Raw genomic sequence first — 5953 nt, 5'->3', positions numbered from 1 at the left:
GTGCGCGGCCGTCAGCTCCCCGATCGAGTGACCGGCCACCTGGTCCGGCCGCACACCCCACGACTCCACCAGCCGGAACAGCGCGGTCTCCACCGCGAACAGACCCGACTGCGTGTACACCGTCCGGTCCAGCCAACCGTCGGGGTCGGCGAACACCACCTCGGCGACGGGATGCGGAACGTGACCGGCCAGGTGCCGGTCCAACGCCTCACACACCTCGTCGAACGCACGGGCGTACACGGGGAAGGCCTCGTACAACTCCCGCCCCATCCCCACCCGCTGACTGCCCTGCCCCGTGAACAGCACCGCGAGCCGCCCCTGGACGGGGCTGCCGGTGAGCAGAGCGTCGTGGCCGCCGGCCTCGGTCAGGGCGGCCAGGGCCGCGCGTGCCTCGTCGTGGTCGCGGGCGACGACAACGGCACGGTCCGGCAGTGGAGCGCGGGTGGTCGCGAGCGAGTACGCCAGGTCCAGCAGGGACGGGGGGTTTGCCTCCGTGTGCGCCAGCAGGCGCCGGGCTTGGTCCGCGAGGGCGGCCGGGCCTCGGGTGGACAGGACGAGGGGGGTCACCGGCAGCGGGTCGGGTGACGTCCCGTCGGGGGTGACAGGGCTGTCCGGCGTCTGTTCCAGGATCACATGGGCGTTGGTGCCGCTGATGCCGAAGGAGGAGACGGCGGCGCGGCGGGGGTGGCCGTTCTCCGGCCAGTCGCGGGCCTCGGCGAGGAGTTCGACGGCACCCGCCGACCAGTCGACCTGTGGGGTCGGCTCGTCCACGTGCAGGGTCCTGGGCAGGACGCCGTGCCGCATCGCCTGGACCATCTTGATCACACCGGCCACACCGGCGGCGCCCTGGGTGTGCCCGATGTTGGACTTCAGCGAGCCGAGCCACAGCGGCCGGTCCTCGGGGCGGTCCTGGCCGTAGGTGGCGATGATCGCCTGGGCCTCGATCGGGTCGCCGAGCGCGGTGCCCGTGCCGTGCGCCTCGACCGCGTCCACGTCGGCCGGGGCCAGACCGGCGTCGGCCAACGCCTTGCGGATGACGCGCTGCTGGGACGGCCCGTTGGGGGCGGTGAGGCCGTTCGACGCGCCGTCCTGGTTGACCGCGGTGCCGCGGACCACGGCGAGGACGTGATGCCCGTTGCGCTGCGCGTCCGACAGCCGCTCCAGCAGCAGCATGCCGACGCCCTCCGACCAGATCGTGCCGTCGGCGGCGGCCGCGAACGACTTGCAGCGCCCGTCGGCGGCGAACACACGCTGCCGGGAGAACTCGATGAACGTCCCCGGGTTGGACATGACGGTCACACCGCCCGCGAGCGCCATCGAGCACTCGCCCGCGCGCAGCGCCCGTGTCGCCGTGTGAAGGGCGACCAGCGACGACGAGCAGGCCGTGTCGATGGTCATCGTCGGCCCTTCGAGCCCGAAGAGGTAGGCGACCCGGCCGGCGAGCACGCTGCCGGCCGTGCCGAGGCCGAGGAAACCCTCGACCTCCCGCGGGATCTCACGCAGGCCCGAGGCGTAGTCGTGGTACATCAGGCCGGTGTAGACGCCGACGTCCTCACCGCGCACACCTCCCGGGTCGATGCCCGCGCGTTCGAACGTCTCCCAGACCGTCTCCAGCATGAGCCGCTGCTGCGGGTCCATGGCGACGGCCTCGCGCGGTGAGATGCCGAAGAAGGCGGGGTCGAAGTCGGCCGCGTCGTGCAGGAAGCCGCCCTCGCGGACGTAGGAGGTGCCCGCGTTCTCCGGGTCGGGGTCGTAGAGGGTGTCGAGGTCCCAGCCGCGGTCGGTGGGGAACGGGCCGATGCCGTCTCCGCCGACCTTGACGAAGTCCCAGAGGTCCTCGGGTGAGCGCACCCCGCCCGGCAGTCGGCAGGCCATGCCGACGATGGCGATGGGCTCGTCGGAGGCGGGGCTCGGGGCGGTGACGGGGGCGGCGGGCCGCGTGGAGGTCGCGCTCGCGTGGGCGGGTGGGGCCTCGGTCACGTCGAGTTCGGACCACAGGTGGGTGGTGAGCGACTCGGGGCTCGGGTAGTCGAAGAGCAGCGTGGCGGGCAGGCGGATCCCGGTGAGGGCGGTCAGCCGGTTGCGGAGCTCGACGGCCGTGAGGGAGTCGAAACCGATCTCGTTGAAGGCCCGTTCCGGCTCGACGAGGTTCGCCGACGCGTGCCCCAGTACGACCGCCGCCTCACCGCGGACCAGGTCGAGGAGCGTGCGCCGCGCCTCCGTCTCGTTCAGCGCGGCCAGCCGGGCCGACAGCGCGCCCGTGTCGCCGCCGGTCGGGCCGGCCGCGCTCGCGGCACGGCGGGGGGCGCGGACGAGCCCGCTGAGGACCGGTGTCAACTGGTCGCGGGAGGCCCGGGCCCTCAGGGTGTCGTGGTCCAGTTCGGCCGGGATCAGGTGGGGGTGCGGCATGGCCAGCGCGCTGTCGAAGAGGCGGAGGCCGTGTTCGTCGGAGAGCGCGACCATGCCGGTGCGGCGGATGCGCCGCAGATCCGCGTGGCCCAGCAGCTCCGCCGACTGGGCCCACAGACCCCACGCCAGCGCCGTCGCGGGCAGGCCGAGGGCGTGGCGGTGGTGGGCCAGGGCGTCGAGGTAGGCGTTCGCGGCGGCGTAACCGCACTGGCCCGGCGCGCCGAGCACGGTCGCCGTCGCCGACGAGAACAGCACGAATGCGTCCAGGTCGCGGTCCTTGGTCAGCTCGTGCAGGTGCCAGGCGGCGTCGGCCTTGGGCGCGAGGACGTTCGTGAGTTGTGCCGGCGTGTAGGTGCGGACGATGCCGTCGTCGAAGACGGCGGCGGTGTGGATGACGGCGGTGAGGGATGTCCCGGCGCTGCCGGCGAGGAGTGCCGCGAGGGCTTCCCGGTCGGTGATGTCGCAGGCTTCGATACGGACACCGGCGCCGAGGGCGGTGAGTTCGGTGCGCAGGTCGTCGGCGCCGGGCGCCTCGGGGCCGGAGCGGCTGACCAGAAGCAGGTTACGGACTCCGTGGTGGGTGACCAGGTGGCGGGCCAGGAGGCGGCCGAGTGAACCGGTGCCGCCCGTGATCAGGACGGTGCCGTCCGGGTCGAGCTCGGTGGAGGTGCCCCTGCCGGTGTCCCTGCCCAGGCGGGGTGCGTACAACTTGTCTGAGCGTAGGGCGAGTTCGGGTTCGCCGAGAGTGAGTACGGCGGCCGGGAGGTCAGCCGTGGGGTCGTCGGTGTCGAGGAGGGTGATACGGCCCGGGTTCTCCGCTTGGGCCGACTGGACGAGGCCCCGCACCGCCGCGGCGGCGAGGTCGGTGACCTGGTCGTCGCTCCCGGTGGCCACCGCCCCGTGGGTGACCACGAGCAGGTGGGTGCCGTCGAATGCGGGCGCGGTGAGCCAGGCCTGGAGGAACGCGAGGGTGTGCGTCGTCGCCGCGTGGACGGCTTCGGGGCCGGTATCTCCGCGTACGTCGAACCGGAGGACCGGCGGCGGCACGTCCAGGCCCCGCAGGTCGTCCGCGCCGGAGACGGGGACGGCGTCGAGTACACCGGGCCGGGAGGCGGCGCTCTCCGTCCAGCCCAGCCGGTACAGGAAGTCCGCCGGGCCGGCCGCCTCGAGCTGCTCGGGAGCCACGGGCCGCGCCACGAGCGACGCGACGGTGGCGACCGGGGCACCCGTGCCGTCGGCGATCTGGGCGGCGGTGGCGTCCGGCCCGGCCGGGAAGATCCGGACCCGGACGTGGGCGGCACCGGTGGCGTGCAGGGTGACGCCGTTCCAGGCGAACGGCAGGAGCGTCGAAGTGCCGTCGGTGTCGTCCCGGCGCGAGGCGAACATCGCTGCGTGGAACGACGTGTCGAGCAGCGCCGGATGGATGTGGTAGGCGCTCGCGTCGTCATCGGGCACCGTGAGTTCGGCGAACACCTCGTCGCCGAGACTCCAGGCCCGCTCGAGCCCCTGGAACGCGGGGCCGTAGTGGTACCCGGCGTCGGCCAGCGTCTCGTAGGCGCCGTCGAGCGGGATGGGCCGCGCGCCCTCGGGCGGCCAGGCGGTGAGGTCGAAGTCCGTGGGCTCGGCCGTCGCGGTGAGGGTGCCGCTCGCGTGGCGGGTCCAGGCGGCTTCGGATGCCGAGCCGGCCGTACGGGAGTGGATGCCGATCGCCCGCCCGCCGTCCCCGGCCGGCGGCTGGACCGTGACCTGGAGCTGGACGGCGGCACCGTCCGGGATGACGAGCGGTGTCTCGATGACGAGTTCGTCGACGCCTCCGCACCCCGTCTCCTGTGCGGCGTGCAGCGCGAGTTCGACGAAGCCGGTGCCCGGCATCAGGACCGTACCCGCGATGGAGTGGTCGGCCAGCCACGGGTGCGTCCGCGAGGACAACAGCGTGGTGAAGAGATGGCCGCCGTTCTCGGGCAGCTCGGTCATCGCGCCGAGGAGCGGATGGGCAGGGGTGGTGAGGCCCAGACCGGTGGCGTCGACGGGTGCGTGGTCGCCCGGTACGAGCCAGTAGTCCTGGTGCTGGAAGGCGTAGGTGGGGAGGTCGACGCGTCGGCCGCCGGGCAGGAGTGCGGACCAGTCGAGGCTGGTACCGCGGGTGTGGAGGGTGGCGACTGCGGTCAACAGGGCGTGTGGTTCGGGCTCGTTGGCGCGCAGGGTGGGCACGCACGCCGTGGTGTCGAGGGTGTCGTTGACTGCCGAGGTCAGGTGCGGGGTCGGGCCGAGTTCCAGGAACGTGGTCACGCCCTGGTCGGCGAGCGTGCGCACCGCCTGCTCGAAGCGGACCGAGTCGCGGATGTGGCGGGCCCAGTACTCGGGTGTGAGGGGGTCGCCCTCCGCCGCCGTCACGAACGGGATCCGGGGCTGCTCGAAGGTCAAGGCCCCGGCGATGGCCGCGAACTCGTCCAGGATCGGTTCCATCAGGGGCGAGTGGAAGGCGTGGGAGACGGTCAGCTCCCGCACGCGGTGGCCCTGTTCGGTGAGTGTCCCGTGTATCGCCGCGACCTCTCCCTCCTCCCCCGAGATCACCGTGTTGCCGGGGCTGTTGTACGCGGCGACAGCCGTGCCGGACGTCAGCAAACCGGTGACCGTCTCCACCGGAGCCGTCGTGGTGATCATCGCGCCGCCGGCAGGCAGCGACTGCATCAACCGCCCCCGCGCCGCCACCAGCTTCGCCGCGTCCTCCAGACCCAGCACACCGGCGATATGAGCGGCCGTCAGCTCACCGATCGAGTGACCAGCCACCTGCCCCGGCCGCACACCCCACGACTCGACCAGCCGGAACAGCGCGGTCTCCACCGCGAACAGACCCGACTGGGTGTACACCGTTCGATCCAGCCAGCCCTCCGGATCGGTGAACACCACCTCGGCAACAGGGTGCGGAACATGACCCGCGAGGTGCCGGTCGAGCGCCTCACACACTTCGTCGAACGCGCGGGCGTACACCGGAAAGGCGTCGTACAACTCCCGTCCCATGCCTACGCGCTGGCTGCCCTGCCCGGTGAACAGCACCGCCAGCCGCCCCTGGACGGGGCTGCCGGTGACCAGGCCGGGGTGTGCTCCGCCCTCGGCCAGCGCGGCCAAGGCGGCGCGCGCCTCATCGTGGTCGCGGGCGACGACCACGGCACGCTCCGACAGTGGAGCACGCGTGGTCGCGAGCGAGTACGCCAGGTCCAGCAGGGACTGGGAGCTCTCCTCCATGTGCGTCAGCAACCGTCGTGCCTGCCCCGACAGTGCCGTGGTTCCCCGGGAGGAGAGCACGAGCGGGGTCGCGGGCAGATCGGCGGGCGCCTGCTCAGGTGCGGGCGCGGATTCCGGGCCCTGTTCGAGGATGAGATGGGCGTTGGTGCCGCTGACTCCGAAGGAGGACACGGCGGCGCGGCGCGGGTGGCCGGTGACGGGCCAGTCGCGGGCCTCGGTGAGCAGTTCGACGGCGCCCTCCGACCACTCCACCTGCGGGGTCGGTTCGTCCACGTGCAGCGTCTTCGGCAGCACACCG

The 5953-nt window shown here is 72.9% G+C and carries 1 protein-coding gene; it reads right to left on the bottom strand.

What is annotated here, in order from left to right:
* Positions 1 to 5953: type I polyketide synthase (locus tag SMA5143A_RS24180; protein ID WP_146193945.1), on the bottom strand; the 5953-nt coding region annotated here is incomplete at both ends.

Source organism: Streptomyces sp. MA5143a (assembly GCF_900290235.1).
Lineage (GTDB): Bacteria > Actinomycetota > Actinomycetes > Streptomycetales > Streptomycetaceae > Streptomyces.
This window is presented reverse-complemented; position numbering and strand designations above follow the sequence as displayed.